This window comes from Ruegeria sp. D6 (assembly GCF_056534365.1).
Genome location: NZ_JBQFPH010000001.1, coordinates 1419443 through 1442561 on the forward strand (window position 1 = coordinate 1419443; position 23119 = coordinate 1442561).

The 23119-nt window shown below is 58.5% G+C and carries 21 protein-coding genes and 1 riboswitch; of the genes, 10 read left to right on the forward strand and 11 right to left on the reverse strand.

Features of this window, described 5'->3' with window-relative positions; genetic code table 11:
* Window positions 1–23 precede the first annotated feature (23 nt).
* The 3 genes from glyS to ACR0A1_RS07040 are packed head-to-tail and all read right to left on the reverse strand — an operon-like array spanning window position 24 to window position 3988.
* Window positions 24–2243 carry a glycine--tRNA ligase subunit beta gene (gene glyS, locus ACR0A1_RS07030; protein ID WP_480866787.1) on the reverse strand — a complete coding sequence of 740 codons (2220 nt, stop codon included), beginning with the start codon at window positions 2241–2243 and terminating at the stop codon, window positions 24–26.
* A 9-nt stretch (window positions 2244–2252) separates the two neighbouring features.
* Entirely contained in the window at window positions 2253–3461 is a 1209-nt protein-coding gene (gene gltS / locus ACR0A1_RS07035; RefSeq protein WP_170732432.1) for a sodium/glutamate symporter, read from the reverse strand.
* A 5-nt stretch (window positions 3462–3466) separates the two neighbouring features.
* Complete coding sequence (locus tag ACR0A1_RS07040) at window positions 3467–3988, reverse strand: DUF6446 family protein (protein ID WP_170465487.1); 522 nt, start codon at window positions 3986–3988, stop codon at window positions 3467–3469.
* Window positions 3989–4066: 78 nt separating this feature from the next.
* Between ACR0A1_RS07040 and ACR0A1_RS07045 the strand changes: the two genes are divergently transcribed.
* The gene (locus tag ACR0A1_RS07045; RefSeq protein WP_170393508.1) at window positions 4067–4699 is read left to right on the forward strand and encodes a MarC family protein; all 633 of its coding nucleotides are present in this window, start codon (window positions 4067–4069) and stop codon (window positions 4697–4699) included.
* Window positions 4700–4707: 8 nt separating this feature from the next.
* Here the strand turns inward: ACR0A1_RS07045 and ACR0A1_RS07050 are convergent, their stop codons facing one another.
* Window positions 4708–5637: a glycine--tRNA ligase subunit alpha gene (locus tag ACR0A1_RS07050; protein ID WP_170689645.1), complete on the reverse strand. Its 930-nt coding sequence runs from the start codon at window positions 5635–5637 to the stop codon at window positions 4708–4710.
* A gap of 205 nt (window positions 5638–5842) precedes the next feature.
* Here ACR0A1_RS07050 and ACR0A1_RS07055 point away from each other — a divergent pair, with 205 nt between their 5' ends.
* Window positions 5843–7582 carry a serine protease gene (locus tag ACR0A1_RS07055; RefSeq protein ID WP_480866789.1) on the forward strand — a complete coding sequence of 580 codons (1740 nt, stop codon included), beginning with the start codon at window positions 5843–5845 and terminating at the stop codon, window positions 7580–7582.
* A gap of 56 nt (window positions 7583–7638) precedes the next feature.
* Here ACR0A1_RS07055 and ACR0A1_RS07060 read toward each other — a convergent pair whose 3' ends face one another.
* From ACR0A1_RS07060 to metZ, 5 genes are all read right to left on the reverse strand, one after another.
* Window positions 7639–9213, reverse strand: a complete 1575-nt coding sequence (locus ACR0A1_RS07060) for a thiamine pyrophosphate-binding protein (RefSeq protein WP_170645850.1) — start codon at window positions 9211–9213, stop codon at window positions 7639–7641.
* Window positions 9213–10661: a TrkH family potassium uptake protein gene (locus ACR0A1_RS07065; RefSeq protein ID WP_170393516.1), complete on the reverse strand. Its 1449-nt coding sequence runs from the start codon at window positions 10659–10661 to the stop codon at window positions 9213–9215. The genes ACR0A1_RS07060 and ACR0A1_RS07065 overlap by 1 nt, the downstream gene beginning before the upstream one ends.
* Before the next feature lie 51 nt (window positions 10662–10712).
* Window positions 10713–11465 carry a hypothetical protein gene (locus ACR0A1_RS07070; protein WP_480866791.1) on the reverse strand — a complete coding sequence of 251 codons (753 nt, stop codon included), beginning with the start codon at window positions 11463–11465 and terminating at the stop codon, window positions 10713–10715.
* 281 nt (window positions 11466–11746) lie between these two features.
* Window positions 11747–12850, reverse strand: coding sequence for a GTP cyclohydrolase FolE2 (folE2, locus tag ACR0A1_RS07075; protein ID WP_170563343.1), 1104 nt, complete (start codon window positions 12848–12850; stop codon window positions 11747–11749).
* A gap of 181 nt (window positions 12851–13031) precedes the next feature.
* The gene (gene metZ / locus ACR0A1_RS07080) at window positions 13032–14222 is read right to left on the reverse strand and encodes an O-succinylhomoserine sulfhydrylase (protein ID WP_480866793.1); all 1191 of its coding nucleotides are present in this window, start codon (window positions 14220–14222) and stop codon (window positions 13032–13034) included.
* Between the two features lie 62 nt (window positions 14223–14284).
* A riboswitch (SAM riboswitch) is annotated at window positions 14285–14362 on the reverse strand.
* A 130-nt stretch (window positions 14363–14492) separates the two neighbouring features.
* On the opposite strand from metZ, the gene ACR0A1_RS07085 reads away from it, so the two are divergent.
* From ACR0A1_RS07085 to ACR0A1_RS07100, 4 genes are all read left to right on the forward strand, one after another.
* The gene (locus ACR0A1_RS07085) at window positions 14493–15182 is read left to right on the forward strand and encodes a glutathione S-transferase N-terminal domain-containing protein (RefSeq protein ID WP_480866795.1); all 690 of its coding nucleotides are present in this window, start codon (window positions 14493–14495) and stop codon (window positions 15180–15182) included.
* Window positions 15183–15242: 60 nt separating this feature from the next.
* On the forward strand, window positions 15243–15869 hold the full coding sequence (locus ACR0A1_RS07090; RefSeq protein WP_480736547.1) for a GNAT family N-acetyltransferase: 627 nt from the start codon (window positions 15243–15245) through the stop codon (window positions 15867–15869).
* A gap of 136 nt (window positions 15870–16005) precedes the next feature.
* Window positions 16006–16329, forward strand: coding sequence for a 2Fe-2S iron-sulfur cluster-binding protein (locus tag ACR0A1_RS07095; protein WP_170393530.1), 324 nt, complete (start codon window positions 16006–16008; stop codon window positions 16327–16329).
* Entirely contained in the window at window positions 16329–17120 is a 792-nt protein-coding gene (locus ACR0A1_RS07100; protein ID WP_480866798.1) for an FG-GAP repeat domain-containing protein, read from the forward strand. Before ACR0A1_RS07095 ends, ACR0A1_RS07100 begins: the two co-directional genes overlap by 1 nt.
* A gap of 94 nt (window positions 17121–17214) precedes the next feature.
* Here ACR0A1_RS07100 and purD read toward each other — a convergent pair whose 3' ends face one another.
* On the reverse strand, window positions 17215–18477 hold the full coding sequence (purD, locus tag ACR0A1_RS07105; protein WP_480736552.1) for a phosphoribosylamine--glycine ligase: 1263 nt from the start codon (window positions 18475–18477) through the stop codon (window positions 17215–17217).
* Between the two features lie 74 nt (window positions 18478–18551).
* Between purD and xseA the strand changes: the two genes are divergently transcribed.
* On the forward strand, window positions 18552–20036 hold the full coding sequence (gene xseA, locus ACR0A1_RS07110) for an exodeoxyribonuclease VII large subunit (RefSeq protein WP_480866800.1): 1485 nt from the start codon (window positions 18552–18554) through the stop codon (window positions 20034–20036).
* Window positions 20037–20039: 3 nt separating this feature from the next.
* On the forward strand, window positions 20040–20702 hold the full coding sequence (locus tag ACR0A1_RS07115) for a glutathione S-transferase family protein (protein ID WP_480866801.1): 663 nt from the start codon (window positions 20040–20042) through the stop codon (window positions 20700–20702).
* Here the strand turns inward: ACR0A1_RS07115 and ACR0A1_RS07120 are convergent.
* Entirely contained in the window at window positions 20678–21058 is a 381-nt protein-coding gene (locus ACR0A1_RS07120) for a hypothetical protein (RefSeq protein WP_480866803.1), read from the reverse strand. The two genes, ACR0A1_RS07115 and ACR0A1_RS07120, sit on opposite strands and share 25 nt — an antisense overlap.
* A 156-nt stretch (window positions 21059–21214) precedes the next feature.
* Here ACR0A1_RS07120 and ACR0A1_RS07125 point away from each other — a divergent pair, with 156 nt between their 5' ends.
* Complete coding sequence (locus ACR0A1_RS07125) at window positions 21215–21853, forward strand: lysoplasmalogenase family protein (RefSeq protein ID WP_480704476.1); 639 nt, start codon at window positions 21215–21217, stop codon at window positions 21851–21853.
* Between the two features lie 58 nt (window positions 21854–21911).
* A complete protein-coding gene (gene ftsY / locus ACR0A1_RS07130) occupies window positions 21912–23051 on the forward strand; it encodes a signal recognition particle-docking protein FtsY (protein ID WP_480866806.1) in 1140 nt (379 codons plus the stop codon).
* The last annotated feature ends 68 nt before the right edge of the window (window positions 23052–23119 follow it).

The window sequence follows — 23119 nt, forward strand, 5'->3', positions numbered from 1 at the left end:
CCTGCGCCCTTGGCGCAAGGGCGTTATCCCTCGATACGGGTCAGATCAGCAACGCTAGAGCAGACCTTACGGATCTGGCTCAGCAGGTTCAGACGGTTGCGGCGCAGAATGTCATTATCGGTATTGACCTGCACGTCCTCAAAGAACGCATCCACCGGCCCGCGCAGTGCGGCCATTGCCGCCATCGCTGTCGGGAAATCCTCGGCCTTCAGCGCAGGATCGATCTTGGCCTCTGCCGCGTCAAGCGCTGCAAACAGTGCCTTTTCGCTGTCAGTTTCTGCAAACTTCACATCCGCGCCGTAAGAGTATTCGACTCCATCCTTCTCTTCCGCCTGAGACAGGATGTTGTTCGCACGCTTGAACCCCTGCACGAGGTTCTCTCCATCCTCGGTCGCGATCACCGCATTCAGAGCGCGGGCGCGTTTGACCAGCAGGTTGAGGTCGTCATTCCCCTCCATCGCGATACAAGCGTCGATGACATCATGGCGGATGCCTTCGTCTCGGAGGAAGACTTTGAGGCGGTCGTGGAAGAAAGAAAGAAGATCGTCAGACGCGTCAGGAACCTTTTTCTCAAGCTCAAGAAATGCTGCTGCGGGCGATCCTTCAAGCTTTTCTTTGACAGTCTGGAATGAAGCACCAAAGACACCATGTTTTGCGATTTCTTCCAGGAGATCGCGGACATTCGCTTCGGGCAAAGCCTCATTGATAGCGCGTTCTGATCGAACCAGTTGACTATCGAAAAAACGGTCCAACCGAAGACGCAGATCATTATTCACGATTAGTCGAATTACCCCTAACGCCGCGCGACGCAGAGCAAACGGGTCCTTCGACCCGGTTGGTTTCTCATCAATCGCCCAAAATCCTGTCAGCGTATCTAGCTTGTCGGCCAGCGCTACGGTCACCGACAGCGGTGCGATCGGCACGTCATCCGACGGTCCCAGCGGCGAGTAATGCTCCTGCGCCACAGCCGCGACGGCAGCGTCTTCGCCAGCCGCTTCGATATAATACCGCCCCATAAGCCCTTGAAGTTCAGGAAATTCATAGACCATTTCGGAGTTCAGATCAGCCTTGGCCAAACGCGCGGCTTTCTCGGCCTGATCCGCATCCGCCCCGACCACCGGGGCCAGTTCTCGGGCCAGCGCGGCAATGCGGTCGATGCGTTCCGCCTGCGTGCCCAGCTTGTTGTGGAAGGTCACATTCTCCAACGCGCGGGTCCATTGGGCGATGTCCGACTTGGCAACGCGCAGGTCGTTCTCCCAGAAGAATTTCGCATCGGCCAGACGGGCCGACAAAACCTTCTGGTTCCCCGCCAGAATGGTTGCGCCGTTATCGGCGGTCTCGCGATTGGCGACGGTAATGAAGCGCTCGATCCGCCCCGTCTTGGCGTTCTTCACAGAAAAGAACTTCTGATGCTCTTTCATCGAGGTCTGCAGTACCTCGGGCGGCAGCTCAAGAAACTCCTCGTCGATCTGCCCCATCAGCACAACGGGCCATTCAACCAGACCGGCAACCTCGGCCAGAAGACCCTTGTCGTCGACCACTTCCAGACCGGCGGCGAAGGCCATGTTCTGGGCATCGTTCCAGATATGTTCGGTGCGCTCTTCGGGCGACAGCACCACGAATGCGCGTTTCAGCTTGGCGGCATAATCCTCGAACGAGGTCACCGTAAACCGGTTCGGGGCCATGAAACGATGGCCCTCAGTCGTATCACCGGACGTGATCCCTTCGATCGCAAGCGGCACGACCTGCGCGCCTGCTTCATCGGTCAGGATGCACAAGATCGAGTGCAAAGGCCGTACCCACCGCATCGATCCAGCCCCCCAGCGCATGGATTTGGGCCAGGGGAAGTTTCGAATGGTAGCTTCTAAGACCTCGGCGATGATTTCAGCTGCTGGACGACCCGCCTTTTCAATGGTGGCGAAATACACTGCGCCTTTGGGCGTGTCGCGCTCTTCCAGCTGGTCTCGGGTCAGTCCCGCGCCGCGTAGAAAGCCTTCGATGGCTTTGTCAGGCGCGCCGACCTTTGGGCCTTTGCGTTCTTCGCGGATTGTCGGGCTTTCCGCCAGCAGGCCTTCAACCGCCAGCGTCAGGCGACGCGGCGTCGTCAGTGCAGCGGCAGAGCCATAGGTCAGACCGCCTTCGACCAGACCATCGGTGATCCGCTTTTTCAGGTCTTCACCGGCGCGGGTCTGCATGCGCGCGGGGATTTCCTCGGAAAACAGTTCGATCAGCAGGTCGGGCATTTTCGGTCCTTAGAAATTGACAATCGTCTGGATGACGATGGCATTGGCGATGTCCACAAAGAATGCGGATACAAGGGGCAGTACGATAAAGGCAATAGGCGACGGGCCATATCGCTTGGTTACGGCGGTCATATTTGCGATAGCTGTGGGGGTAGCACCCAGAGCGAACCCTCCGAACCCGGCGGCCAGAACGGCGGCGCGGTAATTCGATCCCATCAACGGAAACAGAACCCAGATCACGAACACCACGGCAAACAGGGTCTGGGCGGTCATGATCACCGCAATCGCAAGGCCCAGTTCGGCGATGGTCCACAGTTGCAGGCTCATCAGCGACATCGCCAGAAATGCACCAAGCGCGAATTCCGAGATCAGCGCCAGCGAGGGTGTGCGTGAGACCGGCTTGGCATTCGGCGCGAACATGGCGCGGAGATTGGCAATCACGATCCCCATGATAAGGCAGGGCACAAACAACGGCAGTTTCAGCCCTGCGGCGCTGATTGCTTCGCTCAGGATCGCGCCTGAAATGATCGCGAGGTTGAGATACAGCAGCACCCGCATGATTGTCAGATGATCAATCTCGGATTTCTGGTCGACCTCATTGGGCAAACCCACCGTATGCTCTTCCCCGGGGCGTTCGGGGCTGAGATTGCGCCCCTCGATCAGCAGCCGCGCAATCGGCCCCCCGACCAGAGCGGCCAGCACGAGACCCAATGTGGCCACGGCCACCCCCAACTCGGTTGCGCCACTCAAACCGGTGGCGCCCGCAACTTCGGGGGCCCAGGCGATCGCGGTTCCGTGCCCCCCGATCAGCGCAGCAGACCCGAACAGCACCCCGGCTTGCGCCGGATAACCGAACATCGCGGCCCCCACTGCGCCGATCACGTTTTGCGCAAAGATGGTCAGAAGCGTCAAAATCAGAAGCAAAAGCAAAGGCTTGCCACCCGCGATCAAATCGGACAGACGGGCATTTAGACCAATCCCGGCAAAGAACAGAACCAATAGAAAGTCTCGTGCGGTCAAGCCAAAGGATAGCTCAATGCCGAAACCAAGATACAGCGCCAATACCACGAGCGAGGCCAGAAGGCCCCCGGTTACCGGCTCGGGGATGTTGAAGCTGCGCAATTGTGCGACACGGGCGTTGATCTCTGCCCCCAGCAGATAGACCGCAAAGCCCAGCGTTGCTGTCAGGAACTCCGGTATCTCAACGACCATCCCCATCTGCATCAGCCCTCGGGCCTGGGTGGGCACTCCTCGCCCACAACCGTGCCGTCATAGGCTTTTTCACCGCAATTGTTCAGCGCATGCCAGACGTAGCCTTTACCATCCTGTGTAATGGCAACGATCCGGTCGACACCATAATGGATGTTCTTGGTGCCCAAGAAAGCCTGTGCTTGACCCGATTTCAATACGTCGGCCAGCGCAACTGCGTCGTAGCAGTCAAACCATCCCGGTGCGGTCAATGGCTCGGGGTTCTCGACAGGGGTAAAATCCACCATCTGATCCGGCCTTAACTCGGTTTCGAAACAGGCCCGATACCGGATCGGAGAACTGTCGGCGTCAATGGCCTTAAACCCAGTATAGGCGATGGCTTCGGGCGCTTCCGCCCCTTGCGCCAGCAGGACCACATCCTGGCCCGGTCGCGGTTCTACCTCATAATAGAACCCATAAACCTGCAGGTAATACATGCCAGCACCGGCCAGAACGCCAGAAATCAGAAGGATTAGCGCAACCAATTTTCCAGTCATCGTTTACGCCACCTCTTTCAAGTTCATAGAAAATAAGACAGGTTCCCAAGCAGTACGGTCAGAAACGAGGCTACTCGCATGGAAACCACTCTTGCCGTCGGATTCTTTGGCGCGCTTTTTGCAATCATGAATCCGATTACCAACTTGCCTGTGTTCCTGAGTGTTACGCAAGACCTGCCCGTTTCGGATCAACGCAAAGTGGCTGTGAAAACTGCGCTTTATTGCACGATCCTCGGTGGCGCCTTCGCTGCGATCGGCAGTCAAGCGCTTGGGCTCTTTGGCATCAGCGTCGATGACCTGCGCGTCGCCGGTGGCCTCGTTGTACTGATGATCGGCCTGAACATGCTGAACGGGAACGAGAGCAGCTCGCATCACGGAACCGACGGAGAAAAGAAATCCTATCCCGCGCCCGAGACCGTTGCGTTCTATCCCTTGGCTTTTCCCATTCTGGTCGGCCCCGGAACAATCACAACACTGATCCTTTATGCGCACCACATCAAAACCCCGGTCGAAGCCGTTGTCTATGCAGGTGTATTTCTGTTCGTGGTGGCCTTGCTTTTGATCACGTTCTGGAACGCATCGGCGTTGGCTAAGCGGCTGTCGGACAATGCCCGAGTGATAATGAGCCGCTTCATGGGCATGATCCTTGCGGCTATCGCAATCAGCATGATCGCAGACGGCCTGAAGGCGTTGTTGCCCGGACTGGCCTAGGCGCTGCATCAAGCTTCGAACCCGGCAGCCTCGGTCTGCACGAACGCATCGGCGCATTGCTTGGCCAATGCGCGAACGCGGCCGATATAGGCCTGTCTTTCGGTAACCGAAATCACCCCGCGGGCGTCCAGCAAGTTGAAGATGTGGCTGGCCTTGATGCACTGATCATATGCGGGATGCGCCATGATGATGCGCTTGCCCGTCTTCGGGTCGTCATGTTCCTGCGCCAGAATGGTCGCGCATTCGGTTTCAGCCTCTTCGAAATGACGCAGCAGGACCTCGGTATTGGCAATATCGAAGTTCCAGCGGGCGTATTCCTCTTCGGTCTGCTTGAAGATGTCGCCATAGGTCAGCGGGCTGGGCGACTGAGGATCGTTGAAGGGCATGTCCATCACATGGTCGATGCCCAGCACATACATGGCCAGACGTTCCAAACCATAGGTCAGCTCACCCGAAACCGGCGCACAGTCATGGCCGCCGACCTGTTGGAAATAGGTGAACTGGCTGACTTCCATGCCGTCACACCAGACCTCCCATCCCAGACCCCACGCACCCAGAGTGGGGCTTTCCCAGTCATCCTCGACAAAACGGATGTCGTGCAGGTCCATATCGATGCCGATGGCCTCAAGGCTGCCCAGATACAGTTCCTGCAAATCAGGCGGACTGGGTTTGATCAGCACCTGGTATTGATAGTAATGCTGCAACCGGTTCGGGTTTTCGCCATAACGTCCGTCTGTCGGGCGACGCGAGGGCTGAACGTAGGCCGCTGCCCAAGCCTTGGACCCCAAAGCCCGCAACGTGGTTGCTGGATGGAACGTACCTGCGCCGACCTCCATGTCATAGGGTTGCAGGATCGCACAGCCTTTCGACGCCCAATAGGTCTGAAGCCTTAGGATAATCTCTTGAAATGAACGTGGTGCGCTTCTGGGTTCGGTCATGACAATTCCCTTGGACGCCCAAGCGCCCGGTTCCGGTGGGTTCGGCCCTTCCTATGCAAGGCATCCAAGGGCGTCAACGGGCCAAACGGCCACTCTGTCGCTGAGCGGCCACACACAGAATTCCCCGTATTCCGGGCATGGCAATCGGACCGCGATTCCGCGTAATCTGCGCCAAAGTGAAAACACTGCAGAACACGGGCAGACAATGACACGCGTATTTACGGTTATTACATTCTTTATCCTCTTCGGCCTGCGCGCCGCTTTTGCCCAGCAAGATGCGGGCGTCTTTGTTCAGATCGAGGCGCAGCCGTCGCTGCGCGAGGCGCAGGAACGGGCGCAGGTCTATGCGAACGCGCTGCCCGATGTGAACGGGTTTCGATTGAATTCCGGCTGGTATGCCATTGTTATCGGACCCTATTTACGCGACGACGCCGAACAGGTGCTGCGCGTTTACCGGGCCGAGCGTCAGATCCCATCGGACAGTTTCATCGCATTCTCCAGCGCGCTGGGGCAACAGTTCTGGCCCATCGGTGCCAACATCCTGAACCGCGGCGTCGTCACCGCCCCGATCCAGCCCGAGCCGCAACCAGAGCAGCCCTTGGCCGGTCTTACCCTGCAGGACGCAGATGAAACCCGTTCGCAGGCTCTGCAGGGCGAACGCCTTTTGACCGCGCAAGAGCGCAGAGACCTGCAAACTGCGTTGCAGGCAGCCGGGTTCTACAATTCAACAATTGACGGAGCCTTTGGTCAGGGCACCCGGCGCTCGATGGGCGATTGGCAACGTTCCAACGGGTTCGACGCGACTGGCGTTCTGACCACGTTGCAGCGCAAAACCCTGATGGATGACTACAACGCTCCACTGATCAGCGTCGGGATGGCACGCTATTCCGACCCGCAAGCCGGGATCGAACTGGATATGCCAATGGGCGTCTTGGGCTTTGACCGTTACGAGGCACCCTTTGCCCATTTCAACCCCACTTCTGATCTGGACGCCAAGGCGCTGCTGATCTCGCAGGAAGGCTCTGCCGCAACCCTGCGGGCGCTCTATCAAGTGATGCAGTCGCTTGAAATCGTTCCTCTGGACGGTGAGCGCAGCCTGCGCGGCAACAGCTTCACGATTGAAGGGCGCGGAAATGGCATGACCTCGTTCACGCAAGCAGCTCTGAAAGACGGCAAGATCAAAGGTTTCACGCTGGTCTGGCCTGCCGGGGATGAGGCTCGCCGCGCCCGAGTTCTAGCCGCGATGCGCGCAAGCTTTGCCACGACCGATGCCGTTCTGGATGCCGGTGCTGGAGCGGATGCTGACCAGCGCATCGATTTGATGTCAGGACTGCAAATCCGCAAACCGCGGCTATCGCGATCGGGCTTCTTCGCCGACGCTGATGGTACGGTTCTGACGGTCACCGAGGCCGCTGAAAGCTGCACCCGCATCACGCTGGACGGTGACCAAGAGGTTCAACTGGCTTGGCAAGATGCAGACCTTGGTGTCGCTGTGCTGCGTCCTAGTCAGACCCTTGCCCCGATCAGTGTTGCCGAGTTCCGCGCGGGCGTTCCGCGTATTCAGTCTCAGGTCGCTGTTTCGGGCTTTTCTTACGAAGGCGCATTGGGTGCCCCTACTCTGACCTTTGGCGAAATCGCTGATATCCGCGGCCTGAATGGAGAAGATGGCGTCAAACGCCTTGCACTGTCCGCCCAGCCCGGCGACGCGGGAGGACCTGTCTTTGACGATAGCGGCAGCGTTGTTGGCATGTTGCTACCTGCCCCTTCCGATGGGCGTACCCTGCCCGACTCGGTCAGCCTTGCGGCGAATGTGGCACGTCTGACCGAGGTTCTGACCAAGGCGGGCATCTCAGGTCAGCCCGCGCAAGGCTCAGCCCAGATTTCACCAAACGAACTGAGCCGCAGAGCCAACGGAATGACCGTTCTGGTGCACTGCTGGGACTGAACAATCAGGTTCAGGGAAAAGGCGCTGCACGAAGGTGCACGCCTTTTTTCATAGGTTTACAGGATATCCGGTGTGACCCGTATCAATGTGGGAACCTCGGCCTGAAAGGCGGCGCGCACTGCGGCCTGCATCTCATCCAGCGTCTTCGGTGCAGCTGACAGCGCCCCGAACGCCTCGGCCAGTTTGCAGAAATCCGGGTTTCGCGCGATCACCGCATTGGGCGCGATCTGTCCGCGCACCATGCTCTCTTCAATCTCTTTGAGTTTACCATTGTCCCACAGAATGATGGGTAGCGGCAGGCCGAGTTCGACAGCAACCCCAAGCTCTTGCATTGTGTAGTGAAAACCATAGTCACCCGCGATGACCGCTGTGGGTTTGCCCCGCCGTGCTACTGCACCACCGATCCCGGCTGGCAGGGCGTAACCCAGCGTGCCAAATCCAGTCGGGTGGTGCCAATGATAAGGAAAGCCCATGTCCCAGACTTCTTTCGCGACATACGCGAATTGGGTCATGTCCGAATAAATCATCGTATCCAAGGGCATGGCCGCCCTGAGTGCATCGACCACAGGGACAATGCCCGGGCGCTCGGCATCTACCTCGGCCCGCCAGCGCGCGCGCGCCTCGCGCACCTCGTCCGCAGACCAACCAGCGGCTGGTTTTACCTGATCGGACACTGCCCACAGCGCATGCGCAAAACTCTCACCATCTGCCTGCAGTTTGACAGCCGCACGATGGTGGTCTGACAGCACTTGCGGGTCCAGATCAACACGCACCATAGTTGCGTTGTGGCCCAGATCATGGCGCCACAGATCAACCTCGCCCAGTTCAGCACCGACAACAACGACAAGATCAGCCGAGGCAATTACTTTGGCGCTGCCCGGTCGTGGCAGCATCGATCCGAAATCCAGCGGATAATCGGACCCGGCCAGCCCGCGACCGGCATACGTCGTGAAGCACGCCGCCCCCAACTGGGTCAGGATCTGTCGCCAAAGGTTAGACCGGCACCCGCCGCCTAATATGAACAAAGGCCGCTGCGCGATATTCAGCAGCGACAGAACCGGTGCCACATCCGGTGGAACAGTCTGGTTGCGCAAGGCAGGCTGGTTTGGAAAAGGCGCAGGCGCTGCCTCGGCCTCCAATTGCGCGATGGGTACCTGAATGTGTTTCGGTCGCGGGCGCGACAGCTCAAACTCTTCGAAGGCGCGCTCGATCAGACCATAGGCAGCCTGGGCATTGTTCGCCTGACAGGACCAGTCTGTAACTGTCTCGGCCGCAGCGCGCTGATCCTTCATCTGATGCAATTGGCCACGCAGCGCTTGTGTCTCTTCAAGGCAAGAAGACAACACCAGCATCGGCACTGAATCCGAATAAGCCTGCCCCATCGGCGTCATGATGTTGCACAGGCCCGGTCCGGTGATCACATAGGCCACCCCTGGCTTGCCAGACGCGCGGGCATATCCATCGGCCATGAAACCGGCCCCCTGCTCGTGCCGGGCCAGAACATGCGTGATCCCGGCCTCTTCGATACCGCGATACATCTCCTGATTATGCACGCCCGGTATGCCAAAGATCACGTCAACGCCACGATCCTTAAGCATGTGCGAGATCTGCGCCCCAAGGGGTCGTTTCATTAGCCTCTCCAGAATTGAACGGTAAAGATTGCGTAGACAGCCAGCAGTTCAAGGCGTCCGACCAGCATCCCAATCGTCAGCAGCCACTTGGCACCGTCATTCAGCCCCGCAAAGTTGCCTGCTGGCCCGATCTGTTCCCCCAGCCCCGGCCCCACATTAGCCAGTGCCGTCGCGGCCCCCGATACCGAGGTGATAAAGTCCAACCCAGTCAGGGCCAGCGCCCACGACAGAACCCCCATCGATAGTGCAAAGAACATGAAGAAACTCATGACCGAGGTCAGCACGTCGCGACTGATCGGTCGTCCATCATAGCGCGGCACGAACACACCATGCGGCGAACGAATTCGGCTAAGCTGGGTTTTAATCGACGCAAACAGCAATTGATAGCGGAACACCTTGATCGAACACGCGGTGGACCCCGCGCAACCGCCAATCAATCCGATCAGGAAGAACAACATGACCGGGAAACTGCCCCAGCCCATATAGTCGACACTCGCGTACCCGGTGCCCGAAATGATCGATGTGATGTTGAACAGCGACTCGCGGAATGCCTGCTCCCAATGGTGCGGAAAGACCGAAGTCAGGAAGATCGACATAATCACAACCAGAACCACGATGGTTGCCAGAAACGCCCGAATCTGGCTGTCTTTCCACAACGAGCTTGTGTGACCATTGGCCAATTGCACATACCGCACGAATGGCAGCGCCGCGAGGATCATGAAGATGGCAGCGGCATATTCCAGAGGTCCCGAAAACCGGGCGAAAGAGCTGTCATAGTTTGAAAACCCGCCCGTCGCGATTGTGGTCATGGCATGTACGACGGCGTCAAAAAAGCTCATGCCGAAACCGGCATAGACCAATGCGCAGACCACCGTCAGAAATACGTAGATCAAGGAAATCTGCCCGGCGATCTCTTGCGCACGGGGCAGAATTTTTCCCATGGTTTCAAACCCTTCCGAGCGGAAAATCTGCATCCCACCAACGCGCAGCTCGGGTAGGAACACCATCGCCACGACGATGATTCCAATGCCCCCCAACCATTGCAAAACGCCCCGCCAGAGCAACAAGCCCTGTGGCAGTTCGTCTAGCCCCGAGATCACGGTTGAACCTGTGGTGGTCAGCCCCGACATCGCCTCAAAATAGGCATCGACGAAACGCAGTTCAGTTTCCCCGAACAGAAACGGAATTGCGCCAAAAACCGGCAACGCCACCCAGACACCCGAGGTCAGCAAGAATGTCTGACGGATGGTCAAACCTTCGCCCACCCCGTTGGAACAGCTCATCGCAAGAACACTGCCGGTCAGCAGTGTGATGACCGCGCTTTCAAAGAAAACATGCCACTCGCCCCGCCCCTCGATCATGTCGACAAGCATAGGCAGCAGCATGGTCGCCCCTAGAATGGCGACCAGCAGGCCAATCACATATCCGACCGGGCGAAGATCCATCATGACGGGCAGCGTTGGCGCGCCAGCCCGACGGTGTCAAGCAGATGATCCGTGTTAACTGTCGGATTTTATCTCAACGCCCGGCATCGCGGGTGGCTTCGACGGGGCGCGTGCACGACGCGGTGCCGGTTTGGCCTGCTCAGCCGACGCAGCTGCGGGTTTCTTCGTCGCAGGTTTTGCAGCGGCAGGTTTCGGAGCCGCTGTGGCCAGAGGCGCAGCTTTTGCCGGGGCGGGCTTAGCTGCCGCAGGTGCCTTGGGCGCCGCTTTTGCCGTGTTTGCTGATGCTTTCGGCGCTGCGGCTGCCGGTTGTGCCTTGGCTTGTGCGGAAGATTTAAACTCCGCAACCGGCTTGGCCGCCGTTGATACTGGCTTGGCCGCTTTCGAGGCGGATTTCGCAGATACTTTGGCCTTCGCCGGCGCTGCTTTCACAGCCATTTTGGCGGCCGGGGCCGCCTTGGGTCCAGCGGCCGCAACCTTAGGAGCCGCCGTTTTCGGCGCTGGTGCCGCCGCAGGCTTAGCCGCCGCCTTTGGCTTTGGTGCTGCTTTGGGTTTCGGCGCGGCTTTAGGCTTTGCTGCAACCTTGGCTTTTGCAGCCGGTCTTGCTGGCTTTCGCGTTGCTAGGGTCGCCGCTTTGCGGGCAACAGGTGCGGGTGCCTCGGCTGTCTTCAGTCCGTGCAGAGGTACCATCGGCAAATCAAAGGCCGCGCGCGTCATGATCTGCATGATCTCCATCTGACTGGCCATTGCGTAACCGGCCATCCGGATGGCCGCTGCCTGAAACTCAAGCGGTTGAGTAATCGGATTCATTGCATGTCTCTCCTGATAAAACCGAGGCAGCGGGTAGATGAGTAAATGACCCCGCCCGCCCCAATCGTCCGGGCGGATTTGCAGGTTGGCGGTCCAAGGCGTTGCACGTCCCGGTTTCCTTTCGGGCTGCGCGTCCCGGTTTTTACGGATGCGCAGCAGCTGCACTCGGGGACAATCTAGCGCAATTCAGGGTGCAGATGCAGCATTTCCTGCTGCATTGCGGCAAAAAAGCGCCCATGCAGGATTTTTGACTGTTTTTCCAGCAGCTTCCGCAGGGTCAATCAGCCTACATGAAACAGCGTCGTGAACAAACGCGGGTCCAGGCTCGCGGATTCGAAGGTTGGACCTTCGGTCAGAATCGAGACCGCATCATGGCTGTGCAGGCTTTCCTGATGGCTGGCGATCACACGGAAATCGCCGACATGATGATCGGCCTGTAACTCGGCGCAGAACAGACGCGCGGCATCTTCCACGAATATGGGATTGGCCGCGTTCAGTTCGGCAAAGGCCTGTTCATCTTCGCGCTTGACCATCACCTGAGTTTCGGTTGGCACCGCGCGGCGGCACAGCGCGATCAGATCTTCGAACCACAGACAATCGGCGTTGCAATCGATAACCACCGAAATCCGCGCCACCGAGCGCTGGGAATGCGGCGTCGCCAACTGCCCGCGGGTTGCGCGCGCGTGTTCGCTCAGTTCCAATGAACAGGGGCATGTGGACGAATAGACATAGTCCAGATGCATAATCTTCAGACGTTCTCCGCCTTGATCAACCAGTTCCAGCGCGATGTCGTAATACTGGTATCCGGACAAGCCCGAACGCAGGCTCTCAATCCGATCGGGATAGGAAAACCGCATCTGTATGCGCGCATCCAAACTATCCAGATCAGTCAGATAGTCGTTCAGCGCTGCCTCCATCACCTCAAAACTAAAGGTGCGCTCGGCGTGCTTGTAGAAGGACCGCATGATCCGAGACATGTTGATGCCCTTCTTCTCGGCCTCAAGGCTGACAGACCCGGTGACCGAGGTCTCAAGTGTCAGCTCGGCACCGCTTTTGCGATGGAACCGGATCGGCAGGCGGAAATTCGAGATGCCGACATGCTGGATTTGCTGCTTCGAACCCCGGATCAGGCTGGATGGACCGTTTTGCAGATCCGGCAATGTGGCCTTGTAGGCTGCATCCGCCTCAAACTCGTGGGGATATTCGCGCGACAGGGCTGGATAGTTTGACGGCAACAGCCCCGGGACAAGCTGCGCAATGGCCGGGTCCAGTTGACTGATCTCGGCCGCCGAGGCTGATTTCGCCCATTCGCGCAGCACCTTGAGCGCCGCTGCGGCCTGATCGTGATCGGGTGTCTCGTTGATGTCGCGCGGATGAATGTTCATTGGCACGGATCCCTTGCTAGGCCGACGGTTATATACCACCGAGGTTTAATTACCAGTCCTGAACGATACGCGCGGAATAGCAGTCCGGATCGAAATTCGAGGCAAGAAATCGTCATTTTACAACCAAATGCGCCGGATCAGGCGAATCACATCCGCCTGATGATGCATTCCCGGCGCAACACTAGCCCTGAGATACGTCTAGCGCGCGCTGGATATCCGCCAGCAAATCACCGGCATCCTCAAGCCCAACCGAAAGGCGGATCAGGCCCGGCGTGATACCCAACTCATCGCGTTGTTCGTCGCTCAGACGCTGGTGCGTTGTGGTGGCCGGGTGGGTTGCGATCGACTTGGCATCGCCTAAATTATTCGAGATCACAGGGATCGTCAGCGCATTCAGGAAAGCAAACGCCGCCGCTTTGCCGCCCTTGATGTCCAGCGATAGAACCGTGCCGCCCTTGCCGCCCAGCTGCTCTTGCACCAACGCGTTTTGCGCATGGGTTCTCAGCCCGGGATACAGTGTCCGCTCCAGTGCAGAATGCCCTTCTAAAGCTTCTGCAATCTTCTGCGCGCTGTCGGCTTGGGCGTTTACGCGCAGGGCCATGGTTTCAAGACCTTTGACCATGATCCAAGCGCTGAACGGGCTAAGCGCACCGCCGGTGTGCTTCATGTAAGGCTCGACCGTGCCACGGATAAATTCCTTGGTGCCGATGATCACGCCGCCCAGCGCCCGGCCCTGCCCGTCGATATGCTTGGTCGCCGAATAGACCACCACGTCGGCTCCCTGTTCGATCGCGCGCGAGAACACGGGTGTCGAGAACACGTTGTCCACGATTACAACCGCACCCACCGCATGGGCCAGCCTCGACACGGACGTGATGTCGATCACTTCAAGCGTCGGGTTCGACATGGATTCAAAAAACACTGCCTTGGTGTCAGGCCGGATCGCGGCCTCCCACGCGTCCAGATCGGTGCCGTCTACAAAGGTCACCTCAACGCCATAACGCGTCAGGATGTTTTCGAGGATATACAGACAGGACCCAAAAAGCGCCTTGGCTGAAACCACATGGTCGCCCGCCTGCAGCATCGAAGTCAGCGCACCGTTCACAGCGGCCATACCTGAAGCGGTGGCAAACGCATCCTCGCCGCCTTCCAAAGCTGCGATACGCTGCTCGAACATCGACACGGTGGGGTTGCCATAACGGGCATAGATGAACTCATCCGGGCCGCTTTCGATAAACCGGGCCTCGGCCTGCTCGGCGTTATCGTAGACAAACCCCTGCGTCAGAAAGATCGACTCAGAAACCTCATTGTACTGACTGCGACGGATACCGCCATGGACGGCTTGGGTGCGTTTGTTCCAGCTCTCGCTCATCTCATTCCTTTCAGCCCCGCATTGGAGGCAAACAAAAAACCCCAGACGCGGCCAAGCGAAAGGGGTCTTTCATCCTGACCTTTTAGCGGTGTTGTTTAACGTGGCCCGCAATCCGGTAACAAATCGCCACATGAATGAAGATGCGTTTACGCCCCGCCCCGGAACACGTCAAGCCCGACTGATCACCGGTCACGCTTTCGTAACACGGCCAGGCGCGCTCTTGCCGTTTGTGCAGAAAGCTTCATGATCGCCCAAACTCAAGGAGGCCCCATGATTGATCTCTATTTCTGGCCCACGCCCAACGGCTGGAAAGTGTCCATCGCTCTGGAAGAGATGGAGCTGCCCTACAAAACCCACTTAATCAACATCGGCAAGGGCGACCAGTTCGATCCCGAATTTCTAAAGATCTCGCCTAACAACCGTATGCCCGCCATCGTCGACCCGGATGGCCCTGACGGCGCGCCTGTTTCGGTGTTCGAAAGCGGCGCGATCCTGATGTACCTCGCCCGCAAGACCGGGCGATTCTACGGCAATACCGAACGTGACAGGATCGCAGTCGAGGAATGGCTGATGTGGCAGATGGGCGGCGTAGGCCCGATGGCCGGCCAAGCGCATCACTTCCTTAAATACGCTCCACATCTAGACCCGCCACAAGACCATTCCTATCCGAAAGACCGCTATCGCAGTGAGGTCGGGCGTCTCTACGGCGTGCTCGACCGCAGGCTGGCCGAAAACGAATACGTCGCGGGCGATTTTTACTCCATTGCCGATATGTCGATCTGGGGCTGGGCGAGCCTGTGGGAAGGCCAACAACAAGTGCTGGAGGATAAACCGCATTTTACCCGCTGGCTGGACATGATGAGCGCTCGTCCTGCGGTAATAGCAGGCCGCGCGTTGCACGCAGACCTGCGCGGAGATCATCGGGACCAGAAATCACAGGGCGTTTTGTTTAAACGGTAAGCAGTGGGTATGTTTGGATCGTAAGTCATGTTTTCTGGATGCTAGAATCAGGAGTGACTTTTGACTGCGATAGTACAATCGGCTTCTAAATCTGTTCCGCCCGAGACACTCGCCGATCTTCTTTGGAGCACAGATCCAAAACTAAACGGCTACATGTTTGGTAAAATGGATGTCTTGCACAAGATCATCGGAACGGAATGGCCTGCGCAACAGGGTTTGTATTCATACAAACATGCCTTTACGGCCATGCAACACGACAAGGTTGCGGGTCTCCTTATTGGGCATACAGACGAAGAGTATTCTGCGAATTTCGATTTTTCCGTGGATAATCAGGCTAATGCTCTTGGCGAAGATGAAGCGCTTCATCTAAAATCTGCCTTGCATTGGATGGATCGGTTGTTTCCTGCCCCGCGTCAAAACTCCTACTACATTCTCGAATTCGCCGTGAGTCCAGATATGCATGGCACTGGTATTGCCGGCCAACTCTTTGAAGTAGCAACAAAACGAGCTTTGGCGGGCGAGTGCAATCAGATATGCCTTGACGTAGCCGCCAACAATGAAGCCGTTAGTTTTTATGAGCATATTGGATTTAACGTCGAAATTGAAACGCGCGTGCCCGTATTGGACAACGAATATGGAATAGGTGTGCACCTGCACATGGTCCACGAGATCGATCAAAGCCTCTGACATCGGCTCAGGCTCAATTACAATATTGTTGATAAGAACATTCATGCGCGACCGTTCAAGTCGCAATTCCCTCTAGAAACACTTAACTCGCTTCACTAAGGAAGAATTCGACAACCGAAAAAGGAAGACGCACGCAATGGCAAAGATCACCTATGTCGAGCATGGCGGTACCGAACATACAGTCGAGGTCGCCAACGGACTGACAGTCATGGAAGGGGCCCGTGACAACAACATTCCCGGCATCGAGGCCGATTGCGGCGGTGCCTGCGCCTGCTCGACCTGCCACGTCTATATTCATCCTGACTGGGTCGAGAGAATCCCCGCCAAGGACGACATGGAAGAAGACATGCTTGACTTCGCCTATGAACCCGACCCGGCCCGCTCGCGCCTGACCTGCCAGATCAAGGTCACCGACGCGCTGGATGGTCTGGTCGTGCAGATGCCCGAAAAGCAGATCTGATGCACTCTGATGCGCCGCGTCAGCCCAACCGCCTTTGGCACCGTCGGGCGCGCGGCGCTGTTCTGATGGTTTGCATTTGGCTAACGGGGAATATGCCCGCAGCCAGCGGCGAAACCAAAGTATCTGCGCGCTTCACGGAACCAACAACACGCTACGCCCATGGGGTGCTTGGCGACGCCATCGAATACGGTGCTTTGGAAATCGGCGTCGGAACAAGTATTTCCTCGGCGGCGCGGCGAAAAGTCGATAGCTCCAAACGCTCGACCGTTACAATACGTCTGCCTGAAGACCGCGTATTCGAAGATCTTGCCCCACGCCTGGCCGATATCGATCAGGACGGGTTGCCCGAAATCATCGTTGTAGAGGCCCAGCAGCATACGGGTGCTCAACTGGCGATCTATGACATAAATGGTCAAAAAATCGCCGCCACCCCCCATATCGGCACGCGCAACCGCTGGCTCGCCCCCATCGGTGCCGCCGATCTGGACGGCGATGGACATGTCGAGATCGCCTATGTCGACCGCCCACACCTTGCGAAAACTCTGCGCATCTGGCGTTACAAAGACGGTGAACTCATTGAAATCGCGACAATCCCTGGCCTTACCAATCACAGGATCGGAGAAGATTTTATTTCAGGCGGTCTGCGCCAATGTGAAACGCACCCTGAGCTGATCCTCGCCAGCGCCGACTGGTCGCGGATCATAGGCGTCTCGTACAGCAAAGGCTGGCGACAAAAAGACCTCGGACCACTCAACAGTCTCAAAGATCTGGCCAACGCACTAAAGTGCTGATCCGATCTTCATCTGGCCATAAATACCTCGGGGAGCGCGAGGGGCTGGCCCCTCGCCCCGAAATCATCAAGCCGGGCGCAGCCCGACTACTGAGTTAAAGCGCGCGCCAGCCGATGTCGCGACGGAAGAACCCTTCAGGCCAATCAACACCTTCAACCATGTCATACGCCCGGTCGCGTGCGTCTTTCAGCGTTTCCCCACGCGCAGTCACATTCAGAACGCGGCCACCCGCGGCCTGAACCTTGCCTTCAGCCGCTTTTGTCCCCGCGTGGAATACCATGTTGCTACTATCCTCGGCCAGATCGCCCAGGCCGTTGATCACAGTGCCTTTTTCATAAGAACCAGGATACCCCTTTGCCGCCATCACGACCGTGATGGCGTGATCGTCGGCCCAGTTCACCCGCGTCTCAGCCAAGCGACCCTCGGCCGCCGCGTGCATCAGGTCCATGGCCTGAGCGCCAAGGCGCATCATCAGTACCTGACATTCGGGATCTCCGAACCGCACGTTGTACTCCACCAACCTGGGCTGACCATCCTTGATCATCAAACCGGCGTAGAGCACACCCTGAAACGGTGTCCCGCGCCGCTTCATCTCGGCCACCGTCGGGCGCACGATCTGATCCATCGCAAGGGCCTCGATCTCGGCGCTCAGCACCGGGGCCGGAGAATAGGCGCCCATACCCCCTGTGTTCAGCCCGGTATCGCCCTCGCCGACGCGCTTGTGATCCTGCGCTGTGCCGATCGACAGGATATCCTCTCCGTCACAGAGCACGAACAGAGACGCCTCCTCGCCCTCCATGAACTCCTCGATCACCACTTCGGCCCCCGCGCCACCAAAGGCTCCGCCGAACATGTCGTCAATCGCGTCCAGGGCGGTTTGCTCGTCCATCGCAACGATCACGCCCTTCCCGGCAGCCAGCCCATCGGCCTTGACCACAATCGGGGCCTCCTGCGCACGGATGTATTCCTTGGCGGGCTCAGCCTCGGTGAACCGGGCATAAGCCGCCGTCGGCGCGCCGGATGCGTCACAGATTTCCTTGGTGAAACTTTTTGAGGCCTCCAGCCGCGCCGCTTCTGCCGAGGGCCCAAAAACCAGCACACCCGCTTCGCGCAGCCGGTCAGCAACCCCTGCAGCCAAAGGCGCTTCGGGGCCAACGATCACGAAATCAATCGCGTTTTCCTCGGCAAAGTTGACCACAGCACCGCCATTCTCAATGTCCAACGCCGCGCACTCTGCGATCTGCGCGATCCCGGCATTCCCCGGCGCCACAATCAGGCGATCACATTTGGGGTTTTGCATCACCGCCCAAGCCAGACTGTGCTCGCGTCCACCGCTGCCGAGAATGAGGATATTCATGAAACGCTCCGATCTGCTTGGCCTTGCCTGCGCGGCGTTCTAAGCTGCGCAGAGATTTGACACAAGGCGCTGAAATGTCCGACCTGCTAGATGACCCGATTCCGGGTCAGAACACCCCCGAATACACTGTCTCGGACATCTCGGGCGAGGTGAAGCGCACGCTCGAGGGCACCTTTGGTCGAATCCGTGTGCGTGGTGAGGTCGGCCGCGTGTTCAAGGCCCGCTCGGGCCATCTGTATTACGACATAAAGGACGACCGGAACGTGCTGGCCTGCACAACTTGGAAAGGGCAGATTTCTGGTCTTTCAGTTGTTCCCGAAGAAGGCCTCGAGGTTGTCGTCACCGGGCGCCTGACAGCTTTTGGAGCCCAGTCGAAATACAACCTGAATGTCGATGAAGTCGCCGTCGCCGGGCAAGGCGCGCTGATGGCATTGCTGGAAAAGCGCAAAAAGCAGCTCGAATCCGAAGGCTTGTTTGCGGCTGAACGCAAGAAACCCCTGCCCTACTTGCCGCAGATCATCGGCGTTGTCACTTCGCCCTCCGGTGCGGTGATCCGAGACATCTTGCATCGGCTGCGTGATCGGTTCCCGCGCAAAGTACTGATCTGGCCCGTCGCGGTTCAGGGGGCAAACTGTGCCCCCGAAGTGACCCGCGCCATCGAAGGCTTCAATCAACTCACACCGGGCGGGGCCCTCCCGCGACCCGACCTGATTATCGTCGCGCGCGGCGGTGGGTCCATAGAAGACCTCTGGGGCTTCAACGAAGAAAGCGTCGCGCGCGCGACTGCAGCCTCAGAAATCCCGCTGATCTCGGCCGTCGGGCACGAGACCGACACCACCCTGATCGACTATGTCTCGGACCGCCGCGCGCCTACGCCAACCGCCGCTGCCGAACTTGCCGTACCGGTCCGCATGGAACTGCTGGCTTGGACCAACGAACAAGGGGCCCGCCTGTCGCGCGCCTCCACGGATGCCGTGCAACGCCGCAGCCAGCGTCTGCGCGACCTGTCCCGAGCCCTGCCCCGCCCCGATACACTGCTGGAAAGCCCGCGCCAAAGGCTCGACCAAATCTCGGAACGCCTGCCCAACGCGCTGATCCGGGGTGTTCAGAACCGCCGCGTCAAACTGCTGGACAGTGCGGCCCGCCTGCGCCCCTCGACCCTGCGCAGCTTTGTCGAAACCCGCCGCGATCGCTGGCGCAACATGTCCTCGCGCCTGTCAATGCGCCCGATCCAGCGCGAACTGGAAACACGCCGCGACGCTCTAAATCGCCTATCCGAACGCCTGAACACCGCGCAATCCACGCGATTGGACCGCCTCCGCCAGCAGATGGACGCCACCGACCGCCTACGTGAAACGCTGAGCTACAAAGCGACGCTCGGGCGTGGCTACGCCGTCGTGCGCGCCGAAGGTGAAGTCATCACAACCAAAGCTCAGGCCTCGGGTCACACTGTGCTTGAGATCGAGTTCGCCGATGGTCGCCTAAATACCGGAGCATCGGACAAAGCCCCCTCCAAGAAACCCAAACAAGCGCCGCCCAATCAGGGATCGTTGTTCTGACCGATGTTGACGATCTGGGGCCGTAAAACATCCTCGAACGTTCAGGCCCTAATGTGGTGCGTGGGTGAGCTTGGCCTAGAATACCAGCGTCACGATCTTGGCCATCGCTTCGGCGGGCTGGACACTGCAGCGTTTCGGGCACTGAACCCAAACAAAACCATCCCCGTCCTGCAAGATGGCGACAACCCACCGTTTTGGGAAACCGGCGCCATCCTGCGATATCTGGCCACCCAATATGGCGATCAGGCATTCTGGCCTTCAGATCCTACCCGGCGCGCCACGATCGACAAATGGGCCGAATGGGCGAAACTCAACGTGGCGATGGCGTTTACCGTTCCGGTGTTCTGGCAAATTGTGCGAACACCCGTTGAACAGCAGGACCAAACAGCGATCCATCGGGCCGTCAGCGATTTGGAAATCAAACTGGCAATCGCAGACAAGGAGCTGGACCAAAACACGTTCCTTGCGGGTGAGCATTTTACACTGGCGGATATACAGTTCGGCCACGTCCTTTACCGCTACTACGATATCGACATCGTCCGCGCACCGTTACCGCATTTGCGTCGATACTATGAACGGCTAACCGAAAGGCCCGCGTTTCAACTTCACGTCATGCTGGACTATGAAGACCTGCGACCATTTCAGACCCCTACATCCGGTCCGTAGCACAACATCTCTTCGCCAATATCCTCGGCCTCGTACAACTCGGTCGCTGTCGGATCGCCCTCGAATTGTGCGATCAAACCGCCCCCGGATTGCCAGAAAACCCAGCATTGCGGCGCCAGTTGATCCTCATAGATGAAACAGATCTGATCTTCCTGCTCGTACCAAACTCCGTTCATGCAATTGCCATCCAGAAATGACCAGATGACTCGGCGGTCTGGCAGATACCGTTCGACTCCGTAGGCCTGCCCATCGAACCCGTAATACAAAGTCTTCCCACGCGTATACGCATCGAATTCAGTCCCTGTCAGAGGCGACTGTGCCGCAACGGGCTGAGCGAAAAGGGTCAGCAGAATCATGCAAGTTCGGATCATGGTCACACTGTGTCAGAAGCAACCCACAAGTGCCATTCAACCTTTCCACATCGTGGCGATCGGCAAGATAACTCCACGTCACGCCTTGATGCACCGCCGAGATCATGGCGATGATTGACTCAAAAACATCGGGGACGCACCATGACGACACTTCTTTTCTGGATTGCGGCGGCCTGCGCGCTGGCCTACCTGCCACTTACCGCGCGCCCGGCCGGCACCCTGCGTAGCATGCTGAAAACAGCATCGGTCGTGCTGCTGGCAGGCGTCGCCATACTGGCAAGCGCGCCATGGCTCCTGATCCTCGCCCTCACCTTCTGCGCGATAGGTGATGCCCTTCTGTCACGCGAAACCGACAGCACATTCATGGCAGGCATCGGTGCATTTGCTGCGGGGCATTTGGCCTATATCGCCTTATTTTTGACGAGCCCCAGCAGCAGCCCTGAACAGATCTTCGACCACCCCGCGATCTTCTGGTCCCTGATCATCCTGGGCATCGTTATGGCCACGCTGCTCACCCCCCGCGCCGGAGACCTCAAAATCCCCGTCCTCGCTTATATTCCAATCATCCTGGGCATGGGCATCACCGTTCTTGCCCTTCCCGAAACTGGAGCCTTACGCTGGGCCCTTCCCGCCGCGATGGCCTTCATCGCCTCGGACCTGGCGCTTGCGACTGAAAAGTTCCTGCTACCTGCCAATCACCCGACCCTGAAGCTTACGCCCTATCTGGTCTGGCCGCTTTACTGGGCTGCCCAAGCCGGGTTTCTGATCGCCTTCACCTGACCCTTTGCAACTGCCTTCAATCCACATTAGGTGAAGGGAACACCTGCGGAGATCAAAAATGGCGTTTTTCTCAAAGCTCAAGGACAAGCTGTTCAAATCCTCATCGCGCCTCGAAGAGGGGCTGGATGCAATTGTCGAGGATGGCGGTGAGGAAACCCCAAATCCTGATCCGGTGATCCCCGAACCAGAGCCCGAACCGCAACCGGTTCCCGAAGTACCTGAACCCACGCCCGCGCCCCAACCGGTCGAGCCTCCTGCTCCGATCCCGGCTGATCCCACACCGGTGCCTCCACCCCCAGAGGTTCCAGAATCCAAGGGCTTGATGGGTCGCCTGTTCGGCCGAAATGAATCCAAGACCGTTGTCCGCCGCACGCTGGACGACGACATGCTGGAGCAACTCGAAGAGCTTCTGATCGCCTCGGATATGGGCGTCGACACCGCCTTGCGCGTTACGTCCAACATGGCCGAGGGCCGCTTTGGCCGCAAACTCTCGACCCAGGAAATCAAACAGCTGCTGGCGCAGGAGGTTGCCCGCGTGATGGAACCCGTGGCCAAACCAATGCCGATCTACCCGAAACGCCCGCAAGTGGTGCTGGTTGTTGGCGTCAACGGTTCGGGCAAAACTACGACAATCGGCAAGCTTGCCAGCCAGTTCAAAGCCGCCGGCAAGAAAGTCGTCATCGCCGCCGGAGACACATTCCGCGCCGCCGCCGTCGAACAGCTGCAGGTCTGGGGTGACCGCGCAGGCGTGCCCGTACTGACGGCACCCGAAGGGTCCGACCCTGCCTCGCTCGCCTTCGATGCACTGACCAAGGCCCAGAACGAAGGTGCTGACCTTCTGATGATCGACACCGCAGGCCGCCTGCAAAACCGCGCCGACCTGATGGAAGAGCTGGCCAAAATCGTCCGCGTCATCCGCAAGGTTGACGACACCGCACCGCACAACACTCTGCTGGTGCTGGACGCCACCACCGGGCAAAACGCCCTCAGTCAGGTCGAAACCTTCCGCAAACTGGCCGATGTCTCGGGCCTCGTGATGACCAAACTGGACGGCACAGCCAAAGGCGGCGTGCTGGTCGCCCTCGCCGACAAGTTCGGCCTTCCGATCCACGCCATTGGTGTCGGTGAGCAAATCGACGACCTCGCCCCGTTTGATCCCGAAGAATTCGCCGCCGCCCTGACGGGCTTACAATCCTGATCCGCCCCTTCATCTGGCCGAAAATACCTTCGGGGGGCGTGGGGGGCAGACAGCCCCCCACTCTCTCC

Bases quoted from the DNA above. Each gene is read 5' to 3' on its own strand.
- glyS (WP_480866787.1), bottom strand. From the start codon at position 2,243: ATGCCCGACCTGCTGATCGAACTGTTTTCCGAGGAAATCCCCGCGCGC.
- gltS (WP_170732432.1), bottom strand. From the start codon at position 3,461: ATGGGGATGGTCGTTGAGATACCGGAGTTCCTGACAGCAACGCTGGGC.
- ACR0A1_RS07040 (WP_170465487.1), bottom strand. From the start codon at position 3,988: ATGACTGGAAAATTGGTTGCGCTAATCCTTCTGATTTCTGGCGTTCTG.
- ACR0A1_RS07045 (WP_170393508.1), top strand. From the start codon at position 4,067: ATGGAAACCACTCTTGCCGTCGGATTCTTTGGCGCGCTTTTTGCAATC.
- ACR0A1_RS07050 (WP_170689645.1), bottom strand. From the start codon at position 5,637: ATGACCGAACCCAGAAGCGCACCACGTTCATTTCAAGAGATTATCCTA.
- ACR0A1_RS07055 (WP_480866789.1), top strand. From the start codon at position 5,843: ATGACACGCGTATTTACGGTTATTACATTCTTTATCCTCTTCGGCCTG.
- ACR0A1_RS07060 (WP_170645850.1), bottom strand. From the start codon at position 9,213: ATGAAACGACCCCTTGGGGCGCAGATCTCGCACATGCTTAAGGATCGT.
- ACR0A1_RS07065 (WP_170393516.1), bottom strand. From the start codon at position 10,661: ATGATGGATCTTCGCCCGGTCGGATATGTGATTGGCCTGCTGGTCGCC.
- ACR0A1_RS07070 (WP_480866791.1), bottom strand. From the start codon at position 11,465: ATGAATCCGATTACTCAACCGCTTGAGTTTCAGGCAGCGGCCATCCGG.
- folE2 (WP_170563343.1), bottom strand. From the start codon at position 12,850: ATGAACATTCATCCGCGCGACATCAACGAGACACCCGATCACGATCAG.
- metZ (WP_480866793.1), bottom strand. From the start codon at position 14,222: ATGAGCGAGAGCTGGAACAAACGCACCCAAGCCGTCCATGGCGGTATC.
- ACR0A1_RS07085 (WP_480866795.1), top strand. From the start codon at position 14,493: ATGATTGATCTCTATTTCTGGCCCACGCCCAACGGCTGGAAAGTGTCC.
- ACR0A1_RS07095 (WP_170393530.1), top strand. From the start codon at position 16,006: ATGGCAAAGATCACCTATGTCGAGCATGGCGGTACCGAACATACAGTC.
- ACR0A1_RS07100 (WP_480866798.1), top strand. From the start codon at position 16,329: ATGCACTCTGATGCGCCGCGTCAGCCCAACCGCCTTTGGCACCGTCGG.
- purD (WP_480736552.1), bottom strand. From the start codon at position 18,477: ATGAATATCCTCATTCTCGGCAGCGGTGGACGCGAGCACAGTCTGGCT.
- xseA (WP_480866800.1), top strand. From the start codon at position 18,552: ATGTCCGACCTGCTAGATGACCCGATTCCGGGTCAGAACACCCCCGAA.
- ACR0A1_RS07115 (WP_480866801.1), top strand. From the start codon at position 20,040: ATGTTGACGATCTGGGGCCGTAAAACATCCTCGAACGTTCAGGCCCTA.
- ACR0A1_RS07120 (WP_480866803.1), bottom strand. From the start codon at position 21,058: ATGATTCTGCTGACCCTTTTCGCTCAGCCCGTTGCGGCACAGTCGCCT.
- ACR0A1_RS07125 (WP_480704476.1), top strand. From the start codon at position 21,215: ATGACGACACTTCTTTTCTGGATTGCGGCGGCCTGCGCGCTGGCCTAC.
- ftsY (WP_480866806.1), top strand. From the start codon at position 21,912: ATGGCGTTTTTCTCAAAGCTCAAGGACAAGCTGTTCAAATCCTCATCG.